The organism is Burkholderia sp. Ap-955 (genome assembly GCF_011753045.1).
In the GTDB taxonomy this organism is placed as follows: domain Bacteria; phylum Pseudomonadota; class Gammaproteobacteria; order Burkholderiales; family Burkholderiaceae; genus Burkholderia; species Burkholderia lata_D.
The window spans coordinates 25,135-47,271 of record NZ_VWWH01000047.1 but is presented as its reverse complement, the minus strand read 5'-3'; the positions used below and the strand labels follow the sequence as shown (position 1 = coordinate 47,271).

Annotated in this window: 16 protein-coding genes and 1 tRNA gene; 5 read left to right on the top strand and 12 right to left on the bottom strand. The window is 64.6% G+C overall.

The features are described from left to right. The first annotated feature begins 261 nt into the window (after positions 1–261). From F3J15_RS22975 to F3J15_RS22965, 3 genes are all read left to right on the top strand, one after another. Positions 262–1,797, top strand: a complete 1,536-nt coding sequence (locus tag F3J15_RS22975; RefSeq protein ID WP_166894247.1) for a catalase — start codon at positions 262–264, stop codon at positions 1,795–1,797. Positions 1,798–1,874: 77 nt separating this feature from the next. After that, the gene (locus F3J15_RS22970) at positions 1,875–2,486 is read left to right on the top strand and encodes an ankyrin repeat domain-containing protein (RefSeq protein ID WP_166894245.1); all 612 of its coding nucleotides are present in this window, start codon (positions 1,875–1,877) and stop codon (positions 2,484–2,486) included. Between the two features lie 717 nt (positions 2,487–3,203). Continuing rightward, positions 3,204–5,036, top strand: a complete 1,833-nt coding sequence (locus tag F3J15_RS22965; protein WP_166894243.1) for a S53 family peptidase — start codon at positions 3,204–3,206, stop codon at positions 5,034–5,036. Positions 5,037–5,381: 345 nt separating this feature from the next. On the opposite strand, the gene F3J15_RS22960 is transcribed toward F3J15_RS22965, so the two are convergent. After that, positions 5,382–6,032, bottom strand: coding sequence for a pyridoxamine 5'-phosphate oxidase family protein (locus tag F3J15_RS22960; RefSeq protein ID WP_166894241.1), 651 nt, complete (start codon positions 6,030–6,032; stop codon positions 5,382–5,384). Positions 6,033–6,345: 313 nt separating this feature from the next. On the opposite strand from F3J15_RS22960, the gene F3J15_RS22955 reads away from it, so the two are divergent. After that, the gene (locus tag F3J15_RS22955) at positions 6,346–7,812 is read left to right on the top strand and encodes a PLP-dependent aminotransferase family protein (protein ID WP_166894239.1); all 1,467 of its coding nucleotides are present in this window, start codon (positions 6,346–6,348) and stop codon (positions 7,810–7,812) included. A gap of 22 nt (positions 7,813–7,834) precedes the next feature. On the opposite strand, the gene F3J15_RS22950 is transcribed toward F3J15_RS22955, so the two are convergent. The 7 genes from F3J15_RS22950 to F3J15_RS22920 all read right to left on the bottom strand — a co-directional run bounded on the left by F3J15_RS22950 (position 7,835) and on the right by F3J15_RS22920 (position 16,488). After that, complete coding sequence (locus F3J15_RS22950) at positions 7,835–9,385, bottom strand: phospholipase D family protein (protein ID WP_089448399.1); 1,551 nt, start codon at positions 9,383–9,385, stop codon at positions 7,835–7,837. A gap of 260 nt (positions 9,386–9,645) precedes the next feature. Beyond that, positions 9,646–9,721: transfer RNA gene (locus tag F3J15_RS22945), tRNA-Ile, on the bottom strand. Between the two features lie 129 nt (positions 9,722–9,850). After that, complete coding sequence (gene rpoD / locus F3J15_RS22940; protein ID WP_081052572.1) at positions 9,851–12,271, bottom strand: RNA polymerase sigma factor RpoD; 2,421 nt, start codon at positions 12,269–12,271, stop codon at positions 9,851–9,853. 88 nt (positions 12,272–12,359) lie between these two features. Further along, complete coding sequence (dnaG, locus tag F3J15_RS22935; RefSeq protein WP_166894237.1) at positions 12,360–14,234, bottom strand: DNA primase; 1,875 nt, start codon at positions 14,232–14,234, stop codon at positions 12,360–12,362. A 69-nt stretch (positions 14,235–14,303) separates the two neighbouring features. After that, complete coding sequence (locus F3J15_RS22930; protein WP_089447354.1) at positions 14,304–14,750, bottom strand: GatB/YqeY domain-containing protein; 447 nt, start codon at positions 14,748–14,750, stop codon at positions 14,304–14,306. A gap of 197 nt (positions 14,751–14,947) precedes the next feature. Further along, positions 14,948–15,160, bottom strand: a complete 213-nt coding sequence (gene rpsU / locus F3J15_RS22925) for a 30S ribosomal protein S21 (RefSeq protein ID WP_006479415.1) — start codon at positions 15,158–15,160, stop codon at positions 14,948–14,950. 107 nt (positions 15,161–15,267) lie between these two features. After that, positions 15,268–16,488, bottom strand: a complete 1,221-nt coding sequence (locus F3J15_RS22920) for an NAD(P)/FAD-dependent oxidoreductase (RefSeq protein WP_089447353.1) — start codon at positions 16,486–16,488, stop codon at positions 15,268–15,270. Between the two features lie 130 nt (positions 16,489–16,618). Between F3J15_RS22920 and tsaD the strand changes: the two genes are divergently transcribed. Then, a complete protein-coding gene (gene tsaD / locus F3J15_RS22915; RefSeq protein WP_011355802.1) occupies positions 16,619–17,659 on the top strand; it encodes a tRNA (adenosine(37)-N6)-threonylcarbamoyltransferase complex transferase subunit TsaD in 1,041 nt (346 codons plus the stop codon). A 98-nt stretch (positions 17,660–17,757) separates the two neighbouring features. On the opposite strand, the gene folE2 is transcribed toward tsaD, so the two are convergent. The 4 genes from folE2 to F3J15_RS22895 form a co-directional block, all read right to left on the bottom strand. Continuing rightward, complete coding sequence (gene folE2, locus F3J15_RS22910; protein ID WP_011355803.1) at positions 17,758–18,567, bottom strand: GTP cyclohydrolase FolE2; 810 nt, start codon at positions 18,565–18,567, stop codon at positions 17,758–17,760. A 154-nt stretch (positions 18,568–18,721) separates the two neighbouring features. Then, complete coding sequence (dxs, locus tag F3J15_RS22905; protein WP_069251093.1) at positions 18,722–20,626, bottom strand: 1-deoxy-D-xylulose-5-phosphate synthase; 1,905 nt, start codon at positions 20,624–20,626, stop codon at positions 18,722–18,724. A gap of 81 nt (positions 20,627–20,707) precedes the next feature. Then, on the bottom strand, positions 20,708–21,592 hold the full coding sequence (locus tag F3J15_RS22900) for a polyprenyl synthetase family protein (protein ID WP_069251092.1): 885 nt from the start codon (positions 21,590–21,592) through the stop codon (positions 20,708–20,710). Continuing rightward, the gene (locus F3J15_RS22895) at positions 21,589–21,882 is read right to left on the bottom strand and encodes an exodeoxyribonuclease VII small subunit (protein WP_006479428.1); all 294 of its coding nucleotides are present in this window, start codon (positions 21,880–21,882) and stop codon (positions 21,589–21,591) included. Before F3J15_RS22895 ends, F3J15_RS22900 begins: the two co-directional genes overlap by 4 nt. Positions 21,883–22,137 lie beyond the last annotated feature (255 nt).

The window sequence follows — 22,137 nt, the reverse complement described above, 5'->3', positions numbered from 1 at the left end:
GATCGCAAAAATTCACGCAAGGCATCGCGCGTTCAATGAGTCCGCGTTCGACGCTTGCTGATCGCTTCACGGCACGCGACGCAACAACTCATTGCGCGCGCAACAATATTCATCGCCCGCGCCGATGAGAACCGCGCTCACGCCGTATCGACGCCGTCGCTATCGGAAACATATCGAATATCAATTAGCCAATCGTCTGACGATCTCTTCTAATTCAGTCGGCTTCCCCACCACCGATCGGATTCAAGGAGTTCCATCGTCATGTCCTCATCCTCCCGTCGCGTGCTGAGACACGCAGTCGCCGCGATCTGCGTTGCACTTTCCGCGTCTCCCCATGCCGCCGAACTCACGCGAGACACGGGCGCCCCCGTCGGCGACAACGAGAATTCGCAGACGGCCGGCCCTGCCGGCCCCGTGCTCCTGCAAGACTCCGCACTCATCGAGAAACTGCAGCGCTTCGATCGCGAACGCATTCCGGAACGTGTCGTGCATGCACGCGGCACCGGCGCATTCGGCGAGTTCGTGCCGACCGCCGACATCTCGAACCTGACGAAAGCGAAGGTCTTCACACCCGGCACCCGCACGCCCGTGTTCGTGCGCTTCTCCACCGTGATGGGCTATCGCGGCTCGCCTGAACAGGCGCGCGATCCGCGCGGTTTCGCGGTGAAGTTCTATACGCAACAGGGCAACTGGGACATGGTCGGCATCAACTGGCCCGTGTTCTTCATTCGCGACGGCATCAAGTTCCCCGACTTCGTTCACGCGAACAAGCCGAGTGCCGTGACCGGCGTGCAGGACCCGAACCTCGCATTCGACTTCTTCGCACACACGCCCGAAGCGACGAACATGCTGACGATGCTGTACACGAATGCGGGCATGCCCGATTCGTATCGTCACATGGACGGCTTCGCGGTACACGCGTTCAAGTTCGTCAATGCGCACGGCGACGTGCACTACGTGAAATTCCACTGGAAAAGCCAGCAAGGCGTGCACGGCCTGCGTCCGCAAGACATCGCCGCATCGATCGGGCGCGACTGGAACATGATGACGAACGACCTGTACGGCGCGTTGAAGCAAAGCGACTTCCCGAAGTGGGATCTGTACGTGCAGGTGCTCACGCCGCAGGACCTGAACCGTTTCGACTTCGATGCGCTGGACGATACGAAGGTCTGGACCGGTGTGCCCGAGCGCAAGATCGGCACGATGACGCTGAACCGCGTGCCCGACAACTACTTCCAGTCGACCGAGGAATCGGCGTTCGCACCGTCGCGACTCGTGCCCGGCATCGAGCCGTCCGAAGACCGGATGCTGCAGGACCGGCTGTTCGCGTACGCCGATACGCAGATGTACCGGCTCGGCGCGAACTACATGGACCTGCCGATCAACCGGCCCGTCGTGCCGATGGTCAACAACAACCAGGACGGCAAGATGAACGCCGGCGACCGCAAGGGCGAGGTGAACTACGAACCGTCGACGCTGCATGAACTCGCGCCGGATCCGCAATACAAGTCCGTGCGCATGACGCTCGGCGGAACGACGCAGCAGGAAGCGATCCACAAGAAGCTGCGGTTCCGCCAGGCCGGCGAGTACTACCGCGGCCTGTCGCAGCAGGACAAAGACGACCTGATCACCGCGCTGTCCGGCGATCTCGGCAAGGTGACGAACGCGCACAACCAGTACGCAATGCTGTCGTACTTCTACAAGGCCGATGCCGATTACGGCACGCGTCTCGCGCAGGCCGTACATGCCGACATCGGGCAAGTGCAGGCGCTCGCAGCGAAGCTGAGCGAGAACTGATCCCGCGACTCCGGTCGCCGTCGACGTGCGGGGTTGCGCCTCGCACGTCGACCCTACCCACCCATCAGGACATCCTCATGCAATCCGAACGCCTGACGCGCGCGATCCGCTCCACCGCAACAGCCCTGGCGCTGGCCGCGCTCGCCGGTTGCGCGCACCTTCCCGACCGGCCGGCGTATACGCCGGCCGACCCTGCCGCACTGCGCCGCTACGACGGCGACTGGTTCGACGCCGCCCGTGTCGGACGCGTCGACATCCTGCGAGCATTGCACGACGCCGGCTATCCCGTCGATGCCACCGACAGCCATGGCTTTACGGCCGTGATACTCGCGTCCTACGACGCCCAGCCGGCAGCGCTCGACTACCTGCTGTCGGCCGGCGCAAACGCATGCGCCGGCGACCGCCACGGCAATACGGCGTTGATGGGTGCCCTCTTCAAGAACGAACCCGACATCGCGCGGCGCCTGATCGAGACGCAATGCCCGATCGACCAGACGAACGGCGCCGGGGAAACCGCGCTGGGATTCGCCACGCTGTTCAATCGCTTCGACCTGATTCCGCTCCTCGTCGCGCGTGGCGCGAACCCGAATCATGTCGATCGGCGCGGTCAGTCGCTGCTGCAGCTCGCGCGGTCGCACGACAACACGGAAGCCGTGGACGCGCTGCGGCATGCAGGTGCGAGGCAGTAGCCTCATGCCCTGCTTCCTGATGTCCGCGGACTCGCGTTGCTTCACGGCATCCGGCGATTCGAGTCATGCCTCGAACACGATCGGTCAATTGCACCCATTACGCGTCAAACCAGAAACGATCGGCAAATCGAATTCCGCATTACTTTCTTTGGCGGCCTCGAATATTACAAACTACTGCCAATATTTTCAAAAACATTGCGCCTATTCGCTTTAATTTAGTTTCATATAATCAAAAAAAGTTTGACACCTCGCTTTCGTTCTTGATACCGTCCGATGCAAGCAATCTGACGAATTGCTCACTACGCAATCGCTTCCGCTCTACGTTTTTTTCGCTTCCGCCGCACCGCAGTGCTCGCCGCCGGCCGTATCGTTCGCGCGCCGGCGCACGCAACATCCCGATGCATCTCATTGGACAACTGCCATCCGGCAGCGGGCCGAAGGATCGAATCAAATGAGCAGGACAACGAAACTGTTGCTCTAGCAATCCCGCCCGCGTCACGTCCGGCGCAGTTGCGCCGTGTCGCGGCGCCGCCTTCCCGTTACCGCGTTTTCCGTATTTCGCCCCCGGAGAAAAGACACCTTTCCGGATCGGGCGAAAGGCCCTGTCGCGTCCGTGCCATCCGCACGCATGCGACAGAAATCGGCGGTGCATGACCCGCACCGCTGTCGACCGTTGTTGTACGTGCAGTTCGATGTTCAACCGGAGGGGTAATTCAAATGAATCAGGTTGCAGACAAGAATCAAAAGCACCGTCGCTTCGTCAAACTCGCATTCGCCGCCGCAGCAGCCGCATCGTTCGGCATGGCGACCGCCCACGCCGCGCCTGCGGCCGGCTGGACGGAAACGCACACCAAGGGTTTCCTGCCGCTCGTGCAGCAGAGCGAAGCCGGTACGGCCGGCGCGCCCGCCGCGAGCACGGCCGCCGCGGCAGCAGCAGCCGTCGAGATGGCGCCGGGCGAGTCGGTGGACATCGTGCTCGGGCTGAACCTGCGCAACGAAGCGCAACTCGACCAGTATCTGCACGACCTGCATACGCCTGGTTCGCCGCACTACCGGCAGTTCCTCACGCCGGCGCAGTTCGCGTCGCAATATGCGCCGACCGACCAGCAGGTCGCTTCGGTCGTCGCGCATCTGCGCAAGGAAGGCTTCGTGAACATCGTCGTCGCGCCGAACCGTCTGCTGGTCTCCGCGTCCGGCACCGCGGCCACCATCAAGTCCGCGTTCCGCACGACGCTCAAGCGCTTCACGCGCAACGGCCGCAGCGTCTACGCGAATACCGACGCCGCGCAAGTGCCGAACGCCATCGGCGGCGTCGTGGGTTCGGTGCTGGGCCTGCAGAACGTCGAGCTGATGCACACGGGCGCGGGTAGCCAGCCGCAAGGCAACACCAGCAACCTGACGATTCCGGCCGGCGCATCGGCCGTGCCGCACAACCCGACCGAATTCTCGTCGATCTACGGCGGCGACGGCACGCCGACCGCCTCGCAGACCACCGTCGGCATCATCTCCGAAGGTGACCTGTCGCAGACGGTAAGCGACCTCAATACGTTCGCCGCAAACAACGGCCTCGGCACGATCAGCAGCAGCATCGTGAAGACGGGCCCGTCCGGCAGCTCGTACACCGACACCGACGGCACCGTCGAATGGAACCTCGACAGCCAGTCAATCGTCGGCACGGCCGGCGGCAGCGTGAAGCAGGTCGTGTTCTACGTCGCACCGTCGATGACGCTCACGGCAATCACCGCCGCGTACAACAAGGCCGTGACCGACAACGTCGCAAAGGTGATCAACGTGTCGCTCGGCGTGTGCGAATCGTCCGCGAACAGCACCGGCTCGCAGGCCACCGACGACACCATCTTCAAGCAGGCAGTCGCGCAGGGGCAGACCTTCTCGGTATCCGCCGGCGACCATGGCGCGTACGAATGTGCGAGCGGTACGCCGTCGCGCTCGACCTACACGGTGAGCGAGCCGGCAACGTCGCCGTACGTGATCGCGGTGGGCGGCACGACGCTGTTCACCAATACGTCGACCAACGCGTACAACAGCGAGATCGTCTGGAACGATCCGAGCTGGCAGCCGGGCACCGTGTGGTCGACGGGCGGCGGGTACAGCAAGTACGAAGCCGCACCGTCGTGGCAATCGTCGAGCCTTACGGGATCGACCAAGCGCGCACTGCCTGATGTCGGCTTCGACGCGGACCTGCGCACCGGCGCGATTCTCGTCGTCAACGGCCAGACGTCCGACACGCTGTGGGGCTCGGGCTACCTCAACAACGAAGGCGGCACGAGCCTCGCCGCACCGATCTTCACGGGGATCTGGGCGCGACTGCAGTCCGCGAACAACAATGCGCTCGGGTTCCCCGCGTCGAGCATCTACAAGTACTTCCCGAGCAACGCGGCGCTGCTGCACGACGTCACGTCCGGCAACAACGGCAGCGGCACCTACGGCTACAAGGCGAAGGCCGGCTGGGACGCGACGACGGGCTTCGGCAGCGTGAACATCTCGAAGCTGAACACGTTCATCCAGAGCACATCGGATTTCGCACGCTGATGGAAAGATGACCGCCCCGGTTCCGCATGCGCACTACAGCGCATGCATGGAACCGGATGTGATCGCTCGAACAACCCGCGGGGGCCGCAAGGCCTTCGCGGCCTGGCGCGATGCGCGAGGAGCGGCAGCAGGCCATGCAGCAGGCGCACGCCGCGCATCCGCACCCTGCGGAGTCGCATCCGCCACACGAGACGCATGAGCACCGCACCGAGTGAAATGCACGCCGCGACGGCAGCGCGGCATTCGCGCTACCGGCCGGCGAAACCGCGTCCCGTTGCCGTCCGAACGCAGCATGGATTCCGCGCGCCACCGTTTCAGCGAAACCGCACGGCCTTGCCGTGTAACTTACTCCTCCCAGTTCCGGACATAATCCGGCACCGGCACGTTGCCGTCGGCATGAACCGGCCTGCCGCGCGCCATCTTCAGCGGCAGGATCCCCGTCCAGACAGCGAGTGCGAGATCTTCGTCCTTGTCGGACGGCATTGAATCGCTGACCTTTACCGCTGCTTCCACAAGCGCAATCCGCAGCACGCTGGTCGCATTGATTTCCTTCTCGTTGCCGGGCCGCGCGTCATGCTTGCGACCCGGAGCGATCTTGTCCATCAATGCATCCAGCGCCACCAGCTTGTCCGCACTACGCTCCACCATCTCGAACCGCCCGTAGATCACCGCGGATCGATAATTCATCGAATGGTTGAAGGCCGACCTGGCCAACACGAGACCGTCCAGCAACGTCATCGCGACGGAGGCCTGTGCACCCGCAGCCAGCGCCTTGATCATCCGGCTGCCGTTCGACCCGTGAATATAGAGGTGATCGCCCCGTCTCCAGTGCGCGGTCGGGATGCAGTGCGTGTCCTCGCCCGAACCGAATGCAATGTGGCACACGTAGGCCTCGTCCACGATGCGATGAAGCACCTCGCGATCGTGGCTTGCCAGCTCCGGCAGGCGGCGAATGGTGGTGCGGGATGTGGGGGAGATGACGGTCTGGTCTTTCATGTTTCGTTTTCCTGTTTGCACGCCCTTGCGCGCATCGAGCGGCCCGCGTTTCGGCAACGCGCAGGCATTCACTCGAAATATATTTGCACTACGAAGTTAATGGCATCGAACGCTACAGCTTGCACGCGCGAATGACCGGTCGATCGGCCCATCGACAGTCGCTTGGCAAATCGATCAAAATACGCGCACGCGGCTATCCGTGACGATCGCTGGACATGCCCGCACACTGGCCGGCACCACGCGAACGTGAACGATACGATGCGCGTCGAATCTTCAAAAGAACCAGCTCACCAAAAAATTCTGGAACCAGCCCATGGATCTCGCGCTGCTCGTCTCATCGCTTTCCAGACAGGACGGCACGACACGCCACAGCCAGCAGGAAGCCCTCTACCGGAGCCTGCGCAACCTGCTGCTGGACGGGCACCTCCCGCCCGGCACGCGGCTCGTGTCAACGCGCGTGCTCGCGGCCGAGCTGGGGATCGCGCGCAACTCGGCGGTCTATGCGTACGAGCGTCTTGCCGAGGAAGGCTTCGTGGCGGCCACGCGCAACGGGACGATCACGCTATGGGACGGGTGCGGCCGTTCCAGCACCGGGCCCGAATGCGGCCCGGCCCCGGTTCGATTGTCCGAGCGCGTGCACGGGCTGGAGAACGCCGATCCCGAACCCGAACGCATGCTGCCGTTCGTTCCCGGCCTCCCTTCGCTCGATGAATTCCCCGTCGCCCAATGGCGCCGTTGCATCGAGCGCGCGTGGAGAGCCATCAAGCCCGCGCAGCTCGCCTACGGCCCGGTCGAAGGGCTGCCCGAATTGCGGCGTGCCGTGGCCGCCTACATCCGGGTCTCGCGCGGCGTGCGCTGCGAAACAGGCCAGGTATTCATCACCGACGGCACGCAAAGCAGCCTCGAACTGTGCGCGCGCATGCTCGCGAATCCCGGTGAATATGGCTGGCTCGAGAACCCCTGCTACAACGGCGCCCGAACCGCATTCCGGTCGACCGGCCTGGATCTCGTGCAGATCGAGGTCGACCACGAAGGAATGGCGCCAACCGACGAACAGTGGCGCACCCGGCCGCCCCGGCTGATCTATACGACACCGTCGCACCAATACCCGCTCGGCGCGCTGATGAGCCCCCGCCGGCGTGCGGCGCTGGTCGAGCACGCACGTGCGTGCGGCGCGTGGATCATCGAGGACGATTACGACAGCGAGTTCCGCCACGGCGGCCAGCCGCTACCCGCGATCCAGGGCCTCGATGCCGACGCACCGGTCTGCTATCTCGGCACCTTCAGCAAGACGATGTTTCCCGCCCTTCGACTCGGCTTCATGGTGGTTCCGCCGACGCTGGTCGAACGCTTCACCCGCACGCTGCGCGAACTCGTCCATCGCGGCCACTCGGCCGATCAACTGGCGATGGCCGAATTCATCGACACCGGCCTCTTTGCACGACACCTGCGCAGGATGAGGACGCTGTACGCCGAGCGGCGGAGCAGCCTCGAAGCCGCACTCGCCCGCCACCTCGGCACGGTGCTGAGCGTTCGCGAAAGCCCGGGCGGCATGCATCTGTCGGCCGATCTCGCGATGCCGCTGCACGATACCGACGTCGCCCGCGCCGCAGCCGCGCATGGCCTGCTGCTTCAGCCGCTGAGCAGCTATCGGGTCGGCGACGGCCGGCCGTACAACGGCTTCGTGCTGGGGTACGCCGGGCTGAGCGACACGACGATCGAGACCGCGACGATGCAGCTCGCGGCCGTCATCGAGCAGCACGGCCGCACGCGCCGCTGAATGTCGCGCGCGGCAGCGCCGCTCACAGTTGCGATTCGATCGGAAACAGCCCGAGGAACCAGACTTCCATCCGCCGCGCGGCCGACACCTCCGGTTCGTGATCGAGCTCGGTGACCTTGCCGTCCGAATCGGTCTGAATCCACTTGAGCTGCCCTTTGCCCGCCGGATCGGTCCTCGGCTCGACGCGCCACGCGATTCGATCGAGCCGTGCTTCCAGATCGTTGGCCACCTGCGACGCAATCGCCGGACTCTCGCAGTAAACGCCGATCTCCGTGTTGAGGTTCAGCGAGCGCGGATCGAGATTCATCGACCCGATGAAAATGCTCTTGTGATCGAACACGTAGGTCTTCGCATGCAGCGACGCACGCGACGACCCGATGATGACCTGCTTCGAGATACTCTTGTCGCCCGACGGCCGCCGCTCGTAAAGCCGCACGCCTGCGGCCACGAGATCGCTTCGGTAGTGCCGATAGCCCGCATGCACGGCCGCCACGTCGGTCGACGCAAGCGAGTTGGTCAGCACCGTCACGCGCACGCCGCGCGCCGTCAGTGCGCGCAGCCGCTCGACGACCTCCTTGCCCGGCACGAAATACGGCGACACGATCAGCAGGTCATGTTCGGGCTGCAATGCGAGCGCCCGCAACTGCGGCATCAGGTGCCCGTCGCTGTCCTTCGGTGCGTGCGCGATCTTCGACGGATCGTCGTACAGCACCGTCGCGTGCCCCCACGACAGTTCCGTGCCCTGCCCGTGAACGATCCGGTCGAGCCGCTGCCGAGCCTCGAGCACGTATGGATTGTCCTCCATCGCCCTCAGGTAGTCGCGCAACCGTTCACGCTCGCGGTCCAGCCCGCCCGGTGCCGCGTCATGCCCGACCAGCGCACTGATCGGATACGCGTACGGGGAATTCCAGAACGTATCGAATTCGGTCGAGATGTTCTTCACGACCGGGCCGTGAACGACGACATCGAGATCGCCGAACTCCAGCATCGACGATGCGCCGAAATACTCGTCGCCGATATTGCGGCCGCCGACGATCGCCGCCTGGTTGTCCGCGATCATCGCCTTGTTGTGCATGCGACGATTGACGCGCGAGAACTCCAACACCGTGCCGATCTTCTTGAACCGGCGCGTGGCGACCGGATTGAAGAGCCGGATCTCGATGTTCGGATGCGAACTGATCTCGAGCAGCTTGCGGTCGTCCGCGTTCGTGCCGAGATCGTCGAGCAGCGCACGCACGCGCACGCCGCGATCGGCCGCACGAATGATCGCGTCGGCCAGTTCGTGCCCGGTCAGATCGTCGTGCCAGATGTAGTACTGAAGGTCGAGCGAGCGGTCCGCGCGATCGGCCAGCAACACGCGCGCATCCAGTGCGTCGACCGGATCGGTCAGCAGATGAAACGCGTCCTGCCCCGGATGCGTGCTGGCCTGCTGCTGGAACGCGACACCCAGCCGCGTATTGTCCGTATCGGTGTACGCGTGCGTCGGCGCGCGCTCGGCCTGCGGCGGCAGGCTCGCGCATGCAACGAGCGCCAGCAACGAAAGAAGCGCACCCCACGAACGCAGCATGGTCATGATTGCCATCCCACTCCCGGCCGAAGTCTGTTTATTCTTGCCGCCGAATGGATCGCGGGGCTGTCTGGTTTTCCTTCGACCGCAACCGGTGTCGCGCGTGGAACGGCCGCGCTACAGCATACTTCGATTGACGACGGCGCGGCACTTTCCCGGTACTTTCCTGATCACGACATGGGTCACGCGTCCACGCAAAGAAAAACCCGCGACGCATGAAGCCATCGCGGGTTTTCGGCATGCCGCGCAATCGCGCGCATGAAATCTGGTGGGCCCGGCGGGGTTCGAACCCGCGACCAATCGATTATGAGTCGACTGCTCTAACCGCTGAGCTACAAGCCCTGATGAGAAGCGAAGCGTGTCACACGCTGCCCCGACGAAGAAGCCGGGCCGGCATTGTAACAACAAAGGAGAGAAACGCCACCGGCATCACGCGGATGCCGGCGGCGTTCGCAGGAGAGACGCTGGAAATCAGTTCCCTTCGAGGAACGACTTCAGCTTGTCGGAACGGCTCGGGTGACGCAGCTTGCGCAGCGCCTTGGCCTCGATCTGACGGATCCGCTCACGCGTGACGTCGAACTGCTTGCCGACTTCCTCGAGCGTGTGATCGGTGCTCATCTCGATACCGAAGCGCATCCGCAGCACCTTCGCCTCGCGCGGCGTCAGCGAATCGAGCACGTCCTTCACGACATCGCGCATGCTCGCATGCAGCGCGGCATCCGCCGGCGCGACCGTGTTGGTGTCCTCGATGAAGTCGCCGAGATGGGAATCGTCGTCGTCACCGATCGGCGTTTCCATCGAGATCGGCTCCTTCGCGATCTTCATGATCTTGCGGATCTTGTCTTCCGGCATCTCCATCTTCTCGGCGAGCGTTGCCGGATCCGGCTCGAGACCGGTTTCCTGCAGGATCTGCCGCGAGATGCGGTTCATCTTGTTGATCGTCTCGATCATGTGAACCGGAATACGGATCGTGCGCGCCTGGTCCGCGATCGAGCGCGTGATGGCCTGGCGGATCCACCACGTCGCATAGGTCGAGAACTTGTAGCCGCGACGGTATTCGAACTTGTCCACCGCCTTCATCAGGCCGATGTTGCCTTCCTGGATCAGGTCGAGGAACTGCAGGCCGCGGTTCGTGTACTTCTTCGCGATCGAGATCACGAGACGCAGGTTCGCCTCGGTCATTTCGCGCTTCGCCTGGCGCGCCTTCAGTTCGCCGGCCGCCATCTGGCGGTTGGTTTCCTTCAGGTCCTTCAGCGGCAGCACGACGCGCGCCTGCAGGTCGAGCAGGCGCTGCTGCTGTTCGCGGATCGCCGGAATGTTACGCGACAGCACCGCGCTGTACGAATGGCCTTCGGCCATGATCTTCTCGGCCCAGTCGAGATCGGTCTCGCTGCCCGGGAAACGCGCGATGAATTCCGAGCGCGGCATGCCGCACTTGTCGACGACGATGTGCAGGATCTGGCGTTCGACCTGACGCACTTCGTCCACCTGCGCACGCAGCGTGTCGCACAGGCGTTCGACGGTACGCGCGGTGAAGCGGATCGTCATCAGTTCGGTCTGGATCGTTTCCTGCGCCTTCAGGTAGGCCTTCGACTTGTAGCCTTCCTTTTCGAATGCGCGACGCATCTTGTCGAACCACTCGCTGATCTGCGAGAACTTCTCGAGCGAGGCACGCTTGAGGGCTTCGAGCTGGGCGGCGTTGGCGGATGCCTGGGCGGCACCGTCATCTTCCTCCTCTTCCTCTTCTTCCTCTTCCTCTTCGGCTTCCTCGTCCTCGTTCTCGATGGCTTCCGCTTCCTTCGCGGAGAAGCCGTCGGTATCGGCGGCGTCCGCAGCATTCGGGTCGAGCAGGCCGTCGACGAGCTCGTCGACGCGGATCTCTTCGTTCGCGACGCGTTCGGCCATCGCGAGGATGTCGGCGATCGTCGTCGGGCACGCGGAGATGGCCATCACCATGTGGCGCAGACCGTCCTCGATCCGCTTCGCGATCTCGATTTCGCCTTCGCGCGTGAGCAGTTCGACCGTGCCCATTTCACGCATGTACATCCGGACCGGATCGGTCGTGCGGCCGAATTCCGAATCGACGGTGGACAGCGCGACTTCCGCTTCCTCTTCGACTTCATCGTCCGACGACGCGGCGGGCGCGTTGTCGTTCAGGAGCAGGGTTTCCGCGTCCGGCGCCTGCTCGTAGACCGCCACGCCCATGTCGTTGAACGTGCCGATGATGCCTTCGAGGGCTTCGGTCTCGGTGAAGTTGTCCGGCAGGTGGTCGTTGATTTCGGCGTACGTGAGGAAGCCGCGCTCCTTGCCGAGCTTGATCAGCGCGCGCAGTTTCACGCGGCGCTCTTCGAGCTCCTCGGCCGTACCCGGCGTGCTCGTCGCGAACGCTTCCTTCAGTAGCGCCTTCTCCTTGGCGCGACGATCTCGCACCTTGGATTTGCCCGGTGCAGCCGCTGCTGCTGCGGGCTGCTCGTCGCTCTGATTTGCGTCGTCTTCGACGGATACTTCGTTCAGCTTTTTGGTCATGGAGTTCGCCGTACCGGCTATATCGACTCGCGGCTGCTGGACGACAGCCGGTTGAACCGTGGGTGCATGAGTAGTACGTACTGCCGTTTCGTCCGCGGCGGCAGTCGTGTCCCTTGCGCTTTTCGCACTTGCCCGCTTCGCCGCCGGCTTGGCCGGCCCGGAGTCGGGTCTGGCGGCAGCCCGTGTTCTGGCTGCCGGCGCCGGCGCAGCCTGAGCAGTGCCGGCCGCGGTTTTCTTTCCTGCTGGGGCTGACGTGGCTGAAGACGTTGTCCTGGTGGAAGAAGCAGACTTGGCCGCTGTGACCTTTTTGGTCGGCTCCGTCGAGCCCTTGCCTGTTGCTTTCTTTCCGCCTGTCGTCTTTGCCATCGCGATTCTCGCCTCTGCTTAGAAAACAAACCGCTGGAAACCTTATATTATAGCACGCTGGGGAGCCCTCTCTAAGCTCTCCAGCCGCCTACAGCCCGAGCCGACGCTTCATGTCGGTCCGCTGCTGGTTCAATTCCGTCAATTCGGCCAGTTCCTCGGGTGTGAAGGTAGATTGCCGCGCCAGCCTGTCAAGCCGGTCGCAGCAAGCGTCGTAACGCATCTTGAGCACCGCCGCCTGCAGTTCCTCCCCCGCGATCCGTTCCTGTTCACGCTGCCGCTCGGGCACCGTCTCGTCCTCCGGATTCTGTAACAGCAAGTCGCGGACGTTTTCATCATAGTCCAGAATTTCGCGGAAGATTTCCTCGTAAGTCGCTCCATTCGAGGACGTCCGCAGGACATCCGACAGCAGCCGGAACTCCGCGCCTTCGCCCAGCGCACGCGCATGATCGACGACTTCCGCGAACAGCTCGCCGATGCGCGGCAATGCGCGCAGGGTCGCCAGCTGCTCATCGTCGAGCTGCGACGCGATGCGCGGATGCATCACCAGCGTGCGCAATGCACGCTTTTCGCTGTCCGTCACGCGGCGCCGCTCGCTGCGCGCAGGCGCCTGGCGCGGCGGTGCCGCGATCCGCGTATCGACGTCGGACAGCCCCGCGACCTCTTCGAACGGAATGTCGAGGCGGTCGGCGAACATGTGCATGATCTGCGCGCGCAACGCGTTCGCGGGCAGCGCCTGCAATAACGGCTTCGCATCGAACAGCGCCTTCGCGCGGCCTTCCGGCTGATCGAGCGCCTTGCCGGAAATTGCTTCGTTCAGCAAAAATTGTGACAGCGGCATCGCACGCTCGACCTGCTCCGAGAACGCCGCCTCGCCGAACTCGCGCACATAGCTGTCCGGATCGTGCTCGGACGGCAGAAAAAGGAACCGGATCGTGCGGTTGTCCCCCGCATGCGGCAGGCATGCCTCGAGCGCTCGCCGGGCCGCTCGCCGCCCGGCCGAATCGCCGTCGAAACTGAAAATGACCGTATCGGTCTGGCGCAGCAGCTTCTGCACGTGAATCGGCGTGCACGCGGTGCCGAGCGTCGCGACCGCGTTCGGGAACCCGAGCTGGGCGAGCGCGACGACGTCCATGTAGCCTTCGACGACCAGCACGTACTTGCGCTCGCGAATCGCGAGCCGCGCTTCGAACAGGCCGTACAGCTCGCTGCCCTTGTTGAACAGCGGGGTTTCAGGCGAATTCAGGTACTTCGGCTCGCCGCTGCCGAGCACGCGGCCGCCGAAACCGATCACCTGCCCCTTCACGTTGCGAATCGGGAACATGATCCGCTCGCGGAACCGGTCGTAGCGGCGTGCGACGCCCTGCGCATCGGTCTTATCGCTGACGATCACGAGCCCCGACTCGACGAGCGACTCGTCGCGATAATCCGGGAACGCGGCTTCGAGGTTCTGCCAGCCGTCCGGCGCATAACCGAGCCCGAAGCGCGCGGCGATCTCGCCGGTCAGGCCCCGGTTCTTCAGGTACTGGATCGCGACGGTCGCGCCGCGCAACTGCTTGCGGTAGTAGTCGCAAGCAGTGGTCATCGCATCGGACAGCGCGGTCGCGACCGATTTCGACACCGGCGTCGGATAGTCGCCACCACCGCCTCCGCCACCGCCGCCACGCATCGACGGCTCGTGCGGCACGGTCAGGCCGACGGACTGCGCGAGCTCCTGCACGGCCTCCGGGAACGTGAGCCCCGCATGTTCCATCAGGAAGCCGATCGCCGTACCGTGCGCGCCGCAACCGAAGCAGTGATAGAACTGCTTAGTCGGGCTGACCGTAAACGACGGGCTTTTCTCGTTATGGAACGGGCACAGCCCCATGAAGTTGGCGCCGCCCTTCTTGAGCTGCACGTACCGGCCCACCACGTCGACGATATCGACGCGGTTCAGCAAATCCTGCAGGAACGAATGCGGAATCACCGTGGGATCGAGCGAAAAAAAGACAATACGACACCCCGGCGCACGCACGGCGCGCCGGGGAAACAGGTGTTACTTCGTGAGCGCGGCCTTGACCAGCGCGGAAATGGCCGTCATGTCGGCGCGGCCGGCGAGCTTGCCCTTCAGCACGCCCATCACCTTGCCCATGTCCTGCGGGCCGGCGGCGCCCGTCTGCGCGACCGCGGCCTGGACTTCGGCGGCCACCTCGGCCTCCGACAGCTGCTCGGGCATGTAGCCGCTCAGCACGACCAGCTCGGCCTGCTCCTTCGCGACGAGGTCGTCACGATTGGCTGCCTGGAACTGGCTGATCGAATCCTTGCGCTGCTTGATCATCTTGTCGATCACGGCCGTGATGCCCGCATCGTCGAGGGTGATCTGATCGTCGACTTCGCGCTGCTTGATCGCGGCCATCAGCAGGCGAATCGTTGCCAGGCGCTCGCTTTCCTTCGCGCGCATCGCGGCCTTCATGTCTTCGCTGATCTGCTCTTTCAAACTCATCTTTCACCCGGGAAGGAAACGTGAATCCGACGCCCGGCAAAGGGCGTCAACACAAAAACCCGCTTGGGACAATGTCTCAAGCGGGTTGCTCGAATCCGGCATCGGCGGCTCGCCCGATCATGCTCGGCCTTTCGCGATCACCTGATCGCACGGAGTCGCCGGTGCGCCGCTCAGCGAACCGCGCGGCGCCCAATCGTTCAGTACAGCTTCTTCGGCAGTGTCTGGCTGCGGATACGCTTGTAATGACGCTTCACTGCAGCAGCCTTCTTGCGCTTGCGCTCCGCGGTCGGCTTCTCGTAAAACTCGCGCGCACGAAGCTCGGTCAGCAGACCGTTCTTCTCGATCGTGCGCTTGAAGCGACGCATTGCAACTTCGAACGGCTCGTTCTCTTTAACGCGAATGATCGTCATGATCCGACACGAATAAAGGTTTGCAGGGAAAGACTACCGAGTATAGCAGAGCGATTGCCTAAAGGCACGGGGCCTGGTCCCGCCAAAACGGCCCCGGCCCGGCCCCGTCAGGCGCCGCGCGCATACTCCGCCGCCGCCTGCCCGGCCGCCGTGCCGGACGCCCACGCCCACTGGAAGTTGTAGCCGCCGAGCCAGCCCGTCACGTCCACCGCCTCGCCGACGAAGAACAGCCCCGGTACGCGCGCGCTCATCATCGTCGCCGACGACAGGTCGCGCGTGTCGACCCCACCCTTCGTCACTTCGGCCTTCTTGTAGCCCTCGGTGCCGTTCGGCGTCAGCGTCCAGCCGGACAGCGCGTCGCCAATCTGGCGCAGCGTCTTGTCGGGCAGGTCCGCGAGCCGCGCGTCGGCCGCGACGCGATGCGTGTCGAGCCACGCATGTGCGAGGCGCGACGGCACCCAGTCCGCGAGCAGCGAACCGATCTGGCGCTTCGACGTGCGCTTCGCATCGATCAGGTCGGCCACCGTGTCGCGCTGCGGCAAGAGATCGACGCGAATCGGGTCGCCGGGCTGCCAGTAACTCGAGATCTGCAGGATCCCGGGCCCGGACAGGCCGCGATGGGTCAGCAACAGGTCCTCGACGAATTCGCCGCCGCGCTTCTTGTCGCCGGTCGATACGCGCACTTCGAGCGATACGCCGGACAATGCCGCGAACGGCTCCCAGTCCTGCTGCGCGAACGTCAGCGGCACGAGTGCCGGCCGCGTATCGATGAGCTTGTGACCGAACTGCTTGGCGATCCGGTAGCCGAAGTCGGTCGCGCCGATCTTCGGGATCGACAGGCCGCCGGTCGCGATGATCAGTGCGCGCGCACCGATCGTCCCTGCCTGCTGCGTGTCGAGCGTGAAGCCGTCCGACGGCGCGTGGCGCACCGCGTCGACGACGACGGGCCGGCGCCACGCGATGCCGCCCGCGTCGCACTCGTGCTTCAGCACGTCGATGATCGCGTCGCTGCCGTGGTCGCAAAAGAGCTGGCCCTTGTGCTTTTCGTGCCAGGTCACGTGATGGCGCTTGAGCAGCCCGAGGAAGTCGCGCGGCGTATAGCGCGCCAGCGCCGAGCGCGCGAAATGCGGATTCGACGACAGATAGTTGTCGGGGCCGGCGTACAGGTTCGTGAAGTTGCAGCGGCCGCCGCCCGAGATGCGGATCTTCTCGGCGAGCCGCGGCGCGTGATCGATCAGCACGACGCGGCGGCCGAGCTGCCCGGCAACCGCGGCGCTCATCATTCCGGCGGCGCCCGCGCCGATCACGGCGATGTCATAAGTTTCCATGGCGCGGATTGTACCTGCCCGGCATCCGGCCCGGGCCGCTGCCAGCGGGGGAAGGCCCTCGCCTGCTATACTTTCCGGTTACGTTGACCTTCCTGCGGCGCGCCCGACAAGGCGCGCCCTGCCCGCACCCATGCTCGTTCTCGGCATCGAAAGCTCCTGTGACGAAACCGGCCTTGCGCTCTACGACACGCAGCGCGGCCTGCTCGCGCACGCGCTCCACTCGCAGATCGCCATGCACCGCGAATACGGCGGCGTCGTGCCCGAGCTCGCGTCGCGCGACCACATCCGCCGCGCGCTGCCGCTGCTCGAGGAAGTGATGGCGCAAAGCGGCACGCGCCGCGACGACATCGACGCGATCGCGTTCACGCAAGGCCCCGGCCTTGCCGGCGCGCTGCTGGTCGGCGCGAGCATCGCGAATGCGCTCGCGCTCGCCTGGAACAAGCCGACCGTCGGCATCCATCACCTCGAAGGCCACCTGCTGTCGCCGCTGCTCGTCGACCAGCCGCCGCCATTCCCGTTCGTCGCGCTGCTGGTGTCCGGCGGCCACACACAACTGATGCGCGTGACCGACGTCGGCGTGTACGAGACGCTCGGCGAAACGCTCGACGACGCGGCCGGCGAAGCATTCGACAAGACGGCCAAGCTGATCGGCCTCGGCTACCCGGGCGGCCCGGAAGTGTCGAAGCTCGCCGAAACCGGCACGCCGGGCGCGGTCGTGCTGCCGCGCCCGATGCTGCATTCGGGTGACCTCGACTTCAGCTTCAGCGGCCTGAAGACCGCCGTGCTCACGCAGATGAAGAAGTTCGAAGCGGCGAAGCTCGAAGGTGAAGCCCTCGAACGCGCGAAGGCCGACCTCGCGCGCGGCTTCGTCGACGCGGCCGTCGACGTGCTCGTCGCCAAGTCGCTCGCCGCGCTGAAGAAGACGAAGCTCAAGCGCCTCGTGGTCGCGGGCGGGGTCGGCGCGAACCGCCAGTTGCGCGCGGCGCTGTCGGCCGCTGCGGCCAAGCGCGGCTTCGATGTGCACTACCCCGATCTCGCACTCTGCACCGACAACGGCGCGATGATCGCGCTCGCGGGCGCATTGCGGCTCGGCCGCTGGCCCGAGCAGGCGAATGCCGACTACGCATTCACGGTGAAGCCGCGCTGGGATCTCGCATCGCTCGCGCGCTGAGCCGCGCCACGCACGCGCCGCAATGTCGCATCGGCAAACAGAAAGGCCGCTCAATTTTGAGCGGCCTTTCTTCATCGGCGCGACAAAACGCCGCGGCGTTATGCAGCCTGTCGCTTGTCGCGTTCGATCAGCGCATACGCGCTGTGATTGTGGATCGACTCGAAGTTCTCGGCTTCGAGCACGTACGCCGCCACACGCTCGTCCGCATCGAGACGCTGCGCGACGTCACGCACGAGATCCTCGACGAACTTCGGATTCTCGTACGCGCGCTCGGTGACGAACTTCTCGTCCGGACGCTTCAGCAGGCCCCACAGCTCGCACGATGCCTCTTCCTCGGCGATGCGGATCAGCGCCTCGACCGGCAGGTCGGCCGCGAGCTCCGCGTCGATCGTCACGTGCGAACGCTGGTTGTGCGCGCCGTACTGCGAGATCTTCTTCGAGCACGGGCACAGGCTCGTCACGGGCACGAGCACCTTCAGGAACAGGCGCGTGTCGCCGTTGCGGCTTTCGCCCGCGAGCGTCACTTCATAGTCGAGCAGGCTCTGCACGCCCGACACCGGTGCCGTCTTGTTCACGAAGTACGGGAACGTGACCTCGATGCGACCGGCTTCGGCTTCCAGCTTCTCGAGCATCGATGCGAGCATCGCGCGGAAACGCTCGACCGTCAGCGGTGCACGGTTCTCTTCGAGCAGCGCAACGAAGCGCGACATGTGCGTGCCCTTCTGGTCGGCGGGCAGGCGGACATCGAGGTTCCAGACACCGACGGTCGGCTGCACGTCGCCGCTTTCGGTACACACCGTCAACGGATGCCGGACCGCCTTCACGCCCACACGCTGAATCGGAATCTGGCGGGTATCCACCGTGCTCTGCACGTCGGGCATCACGAAGGCGGGATTCATCTGGTTCATCTTGTTCAATCCTTGTAAGCCGCGCGTTCGACGACGCGCACGCCGCGTCATGCGGCAGCCGGAAAAGCAACATGGGCCCGCAGGCCCATGTTTTCCGCATCAATGAAGACCGGTTGCGCCAGTCGCACCGACGCCGCCCGCGGGCGGCGCCAGCTTATGCGACGCGCTTCGCCTGACCGGCGACATCGGCCGCCGGATTCAGAAAGCGTTCGCGAATCGATTTCGCGATACCCGCGCCGTCGAGGCCGCATTGCGACAGCAGCTTCGCGGGGTCGCCGTGATCGATGAACAGGTCAGGGAGGCCCAATTGTAGTACGGGTCGGATAACCCCACTCTCCATCAGGGCTTCCACGCAGGCCGAGCCCGCGCCACCCATCACGCAACCTTCCTCGACCGTGACGAGGTAGTCGTGCGTCTCGGCGAGCTCACGCACGAGCGCCGCATCGACCGGCTTCACGAAGCGCATGTTCGCGACGGTTGCATCGAGTTCCTCGGCGGCGGCGAGCGACGGTGCGACCATCGTGCCGAACGCGAGGATTGCAACGCGCTTGCCTTCCGGCTGCGACGTCTGGCGACGCACTTCACCCTTGCCGAGCGGGATCTCGGTGAATTCCTTCACCGTCGGCACGCCCGTGCCCGCGCCGCGCGGATAGCGCACTGCGGTCGGGTTCGGCTGCTGCAGCGCCGTGTGCAGCATCTGGCGGCATTCGTTCTCGTCGGACGCAGCCATGATCGTCATGTTCGGGATGCAGCGCATGAACGCGAGATCGTACGCGCCCGCATGCGTCGCGCCGTCCGCGCCGACGAGGCCCGCACGATCGATCGCGAACACGACCGGCAGGTTCTGCAGCGCGACGTCGTGGATCAGCTGATCGTATGCACGCTGCAGGAACGTCGAGTAGATCGCGACGACGGGCTTGAGGCCTTCGGTTGCCATGCCGCCCGCGAACGTCACCGCGTGCTGCTCGGCAATGCCGACGTCGTAGTAGCGATCCTTGAAGCGCTTCTCGAACTCGACCATGCCCGAGCCTTCGCGCATCGCGGGCGTGATGCCGACGACGCGCGTATCGCGCTCGGCTTCGTCGCACAGCCACTCGCCGAACACCTGCGTGTACGTCTTCTTCGCGGGTGCGGTCGACGGCTTGATGCCTTCGGCCGGATTGAACTTGCCGGGGCCGTGGTAGAGCACGGGATCCGCTTCGGCGAGCTTGTAGCCCTGGCCTTTCTTCGTCACCACGTGCAGGAACTGCGGGCCGCGCAGTTCGCGGATGTTCTGCAGCGTCGGGATCAGCGAATCGAGATCGTGACCGTCGATCGGGCCGATGTAGTTGAAGCCGAACTCTTCGAACAGCGTGGCCGGCACGACCATGCCCTTCGCGTGCTCCTCGAGCTTGCGCGCGAGTTCGAGCACCGGCGGCGCCACGCTCAGCACGCGCTCGACGCCCGCGCGCGCAGCCGCATAGAAGCGGCCCGACATCAGGCGGGCGAGATGGCGATTCAGCGCGCCGACCGGCGGCGAAATCGACATGTCGTTGTCGTTCAGGATCACGAGCAGCTTCGCATCTTCCGACACGCCTGCATTGTTCATCGCCTCGAACGCCATGCCGGCCGTCATCGCACCGTCGCCGATCACGGCGATCGAGAAGCGGTCGTCGCCGTTCAGCTGACTGCCGATCGCCATGCCGAGCGCGGCCGAGATCGACGTGCTCGAGTGCGCGGTGCCGAACGTGTCGTATTCGGATTCGCTGCGGCGCGGGAAGCCCGAGATGCCGTCCTGCTGGCGCAGCGAATGCATCTGGTCGCGGCGGCCCGTCAGGATCTTGTGCGGGTAGGTCTGGTGGCCCACGTCCCAGACGATCCGATCGTTCGGCGTGTTGAACACGTAGTGCAACGCGATCGTCAGCTCGACCGTCCCGAGGTTGGACGACAAATGGCCGCCCGTCTTCGACACACTGTCGAGCACGAACGCGCGCAGTTCATCCGCGAGCGGTTGAAGTTGGCGACGATCGAGGCGGCGCAAATCCGCCGGGTCGTCGATGGTTTTCAGCAAGTCGTACATCGTCGTTCCATTGTAGGAAATCAAACGCGCCCGCATTCTGTTGCACGCACCGTAGCATGTGCGCGGCGGCGGGCTTTCGCGTCAGCTGACCCGGTTCACTACCAGGTCGGCAAGTTCGGCCAGACGCTGTGCGCGTGCGCCGAACGGTTTCAGCGCGTCGTGCGCTTCGGCGCGCAGTTGTGCTGCGAGCTCGCGCGACGCTTCGAGGCCGAGGATCGATACATAGGTCGGCTTGTCGTTCGCCGCATCCTTGCCGGCCGTCTTGCCGAGCGTCGCCGAATCGGTCGTGACGTCGAGAATGTCGTCGACGACCTGAAAGGCCAGACCCACGGCCCCCGCGTATACATCGAGCGCAGCCATCGTTTCCGCGGACGGCGTCTCGCCGGCCAGCGCGCCCATCCGCACGGCCGCGCGTAGCAGTGCGCCCGTCTTCATCCGGTGCATCGTCTCGAGCTGCTCGCGCGTCAGCTTGAGGCCGACGCTCGCCAGGTCGATCGCCTGCCCGCCGGCCATGCCGATCGAGCCGCTTGCCAGCGCCAGCTCGCGCACGAGCGCGGCCTGCTGCACCGGCGACAGCGCAGCGGCGTCGGTCAGCGCAACGAACGCCTGCGACTGCAGCGCGTCACCGACGAGCAGTGCCGTCGGCTCGTCGTACTGCACGTGCACGGTCGGCTTGCCGCGACGCAATGCGTCGTCGTCCATGCACGGCATGTCGTCGTGCACGAGCGAGTAGACGTGGATCATCTCCAGTGCCGCCGCCGCCGCATTGCGGGCTGCTTCCGTCGCGCCGGTCAGTTCGCCTGCTGCATGGCACAGCAGCGGGCGAACGCGTTTACCGCCGCCGAGGACCGCATAGCGCATCGCCTCGTGGAGTTTCTCCGGCACCGCGGTTTCAGCGGGCAAATAGTGGCCGAGTGCGTCCTCGACACGGTCAAGCACGGACCGCATCCATTGTTCGAATGTCATAGATCGTCGTCTTCGCCGTCCGTGGCGGCCGTTCCGGACGAAAGCGGCTTCAGCGTCGCGCCGTCGAGCACGCGAACCTGCTGCTCCACTTTCTCGAGCTGCTGTTGGCAAAACGCAACGAGGGTCGCACCGCGGCGATACGCCGCCAGTGAATCCTCGAGGCTCAACGCGCCGCCTTCCATCCGGGCAACCAGCGTCTCGAGTTCCGCGAGCGCCATCTCGTAATTGTCCGGCAACGGTTCGGTGCCATTACCGGGCGGCGTGGCGCCTGGGGATGCGGTTTTCGCCATGGACGAGGGTGTCAAATTTCAAAACAAGTCGGACATTCTACGGCAAAAGAGAATTTTCCGACCTGCCGTCGTGGCCCCCGGGTACATATTCCGGCCCCACCTTCGACACACATTGTGCGCCTTTCGATTGCCGCCCGACAAAAAATTGACACAAATCAGGCACTTAATCCTAGCCTTGCGAGGCGAACCGGGTATAATTCCCCGTTTCCCTAAATCGATTTTTCGATGGTTGGGTTGTTCACTGCTTTCACGCTA

Excerpts from the sequence above, each read along its gene's own strand:
- F3J15_RS22975 (WP_166894247.1), top strand. The coding sequence starts at position 262 with ATGTCCTCATCCTCCCGTCGCGTGCTGAGACACGCAGTCGCCGCGATC.
- F3J15_RS22970 (WP_166894245.1), top strand. The coding sequence starts at position 1,875 with ATGCAATCCGAACGCCTGACGCGCGCGATCCGCTCCACCGCAACAGCC.
- F3J15_RS22965 (WP_166894243.1), top strand. The coding sequence starts at position 3,204 with ATGAATCAGGTTGCAGACAAGAATCAAAAGCACCGTCGCTTCGTCAAA.
- F3J15_RS22960 (WP_166894241.1), bottom strand. The coding sequence starts at position 6,032 with ATGAAAGACCAGACCGTCATCTCCCCCACATCCCGCACCACCATTCGC.
- F3J15_RS22955 (WP_166894239.1), top strand. The coding sequence starts at position 6,346 with ATGGATCTCGCGCTGCTCGTCTCATCGCTTTCCAGACAGGACGGCACG.
- F3J15_RS22950 (WP_089448399.1), bottom strand. The coding sequence starts at position 9,385 with ATGACCATGCTGCGTTCGTGGGGTGCGCTTCTTTCGTTGCTGGCGCTC.
- rpoD (WP_081052572.1), bottom strand. The coding sequence starts at position 12,271 with ATGGCAAAGACGACAGGCGGAAAGAAAGCAACAGGCAAGGGCTCGACG.
- F3J15_RS22930 (WP_089447354.1), bottom strand. The coding sequence starts at position 14,750 with ATGAGTTTGAAAGAGCAGATCAGCGAAGACATGAAGGCCGCGATGCGC.
- rpsU (WP_006479415.1), bottom strand. The coding sequence starts at position 15,160 with ATGACGATCATTCGCGTTAAAGAGAACGAGCCGTTCGAAGTTGCAATG.
- F3J15_RS22920 (WP_089447353.1), bottom strand. The coding sequence starts at position 16,488 with ATGGAAACTTATGACATCGCCGTGATCGGCGCGGGCGCCGCCGGAATG.
- tsaD (WP_011355802.1), top strand. The coding sequence starts at position 16,619 with ATGCTCGTTCTCGGCATCGAAAGCTCCTGTGACGAAACCGGCCTTGCG.
- folE2 (WP_011355803.1), bottom strand. The coding sequence starts at position 18,567 with ATGAACCAGATGAATCCCGCCTTCGTGATGCCCGACGTGCAGAGCACG.
- dxs (WP_069251093.1), bottom strand. The coding sequence starts at position 20,626 with ATGTACGACTTGCTGAAAACCATCGACGACCCGGCGGATTTGCGCCGC.
- F3J15_RS22900 (WP_069251092.1), bottom strand. The coding sequence starts at position 21,592 with ATGACATTCGAACAATGGATGCGGTCCGTGCTTGACCGTGTCGAGGAC.
- F3J15_RS22895 (WP_006479428.1), bottom strand. The coding sequence starts at position 21,882 with ATGGCGAAAACCGCATCCCCAGGCGCCACGCCGCCCGGTAATGGCACC.